The sequence below is a fragment of the Oleiphilus sp. HI0125 genome, assembly GCF_001635355.1.
The window spans coordinates 1-1,640 of record NZ_LWGF01000943.1 but is presented as its reverse complement, the minus strand read 5'-3'; the positions used below and the strand labels follow the sequence as shown (position 1 = coordinate 1,640).

General features: G+C 46.9%; 1 protein-coding gene and 1 pseudogene. Both read right to left on the bottom strand.

Annotated elements, in window-relative coordinates:
- Positions 1-304 (bottom strand): annotated as a pseudogene (locus tag A3762_RS16195) (hypothetical protein); the annotation flags it as partial.
- Between the two features lie 42 nt (positions 305-346).
- Positions 347-1,588, bottom strand: a complete 1,242-nt coding sequence (fabF, locus tag A3762_RS16190; RefSeq protein WP_068479310.1) for a beta-ketoacyl-ACP synthase II — start codon at positions 1,586-1,588, stop codon at positions 347-349.
- Positions 1,589-1,640 lie beyond the last annotated feature (52 nt).

Sequence of the window (1,640 nt, the reverse complement as noted above, 5' to 3'; positions counted from 1 at the left end):
GCCCACCTTCTTTGCGTGTAGCGATGAGTTTAACCAGACCGTTCTCATGACCGTGCAATTGTAGCTGACGAACGGCGTTCTCTAGCTGATCATCAAAAGTTTCTAGTAGCTCCAGACTAGAACCAAGAGAGAGTACCTCAACACCACGGAGAAATCGGGCGCGATGGTAATCTAGTAAGGGCACTTTAGCTTGAACAACACGAATGGTTTCGAAGATACCATCGCCATACGCGAGACCCCGGTTACTCAAACTAAGCGGAGATGTAGATTCTTCCTCAAGCGAGGAATACAGGAGCGCCCCCATTGAGAACCTCTGAATTTATTGTTGTTTTCTAAAGATAAACGCTTATACAGCTTTAAAGATCAAGGTGCCGTTCGTGCCACCAAAACCAAATGAGTTACTCAACACAGTATTAATTTCTGCTTCACGGGCTTGATTAGGCACAATATCTAACGTGACAGCTTCTTCTTTATCTTCAACGTTAATAGTTGGTGGTGCAATATTGTCACGAATCGCAAGCACACTGAAGATCGCTTCAATCGCACCAGCTGCACCGAGTAGATGGCCAGTCGATGACTTTGTAGAGCTTACTAAGAGCTTCTCATTGGTATCGCCGACTAATTTCTGAATTGCCTGCGCTTCCGCTAAATCACCCAGGGGAGTCGAAGTACCATGCGCATTGATGTAATCAAGTTCACTGGCTGGTATGCCTGCATCATTCAAGGCATTTTGCATTGAGGTCAATGCACCTTCGCCATCTTCAGAAGGCGCTGTCATATGAAATGCGTCATCGCTCATACCGAAGCCAATCACTTCAGCATAAATCTTCGCACCACGTGCTTTCGCGTGTTCATATTCTTCAAGCACAACACAAGCCGCACCATCTGATAACACAAAGCCATCTCGTCCTTTATCCCAAGGTCGTGATGCTTTTGTTGGTTCGTCGTTACGCGATGAAAGCGCTTTTGCATTAGCGAAGCCCGAGATTGCAACTGGCGTTGTAGCCATCTCCGCTCCGCCTGCTAACATCACGTCTGCATCGCCATAAGCGATGGTTCGCGCAGCGTAACCAATATTGTGCGTACCTGTCGTACAAGCCGTCACAACCGCAATGTTAGGACCTTTAAAACCATACTTAATGGCGACGTTGCCAGAGATCATATTGATGATTGCACTAGGCACAAAGAATGGTGATACGCGTCGAGAGCCAGACTTATGGAAGGTATCTCGTGTACATTCGATCGTTTCGATACCGCCAATGCCAGACCCTACCGCAACGCCTGTCCGTTTTAGTTGTTCTTCAGATAAGGACTCGAGCTCTGCATCCTGCACAGCCTGCATACAAGCAACCATGCCATAGTGCATAAACGCGTCCATACGTCGCGCTTCTTTTCGATCAATGTATTCTGACAAATCGAAATCTTTGATTTCACCACCGATTTTTACAGGTAAATCTGTCGTGTCAAAGCGCTCAATCAAACCGATGCCACTTTCTCCCGCTATTAGTTTGTCCCAAGTTTCGGCAACCGTATTCCCGAGCGGGGTTAACGCACCTAAACCTGTGACAGCAACGCGACGTTTTGACATGGGTATCTCCATCCTATGATTTTATAGCTCAGTATTAAGACCAACAGCAGCT

Excerpts from the sequence above, each read along its gene's own strand:
- fabF (WP_068479310.1), bottom strand. The coding sequence starts at position 1,588 with ATGTCAAAACGTCGCGTTGCTGTCACAGGTTTAGGTGCGTTAACCCCG.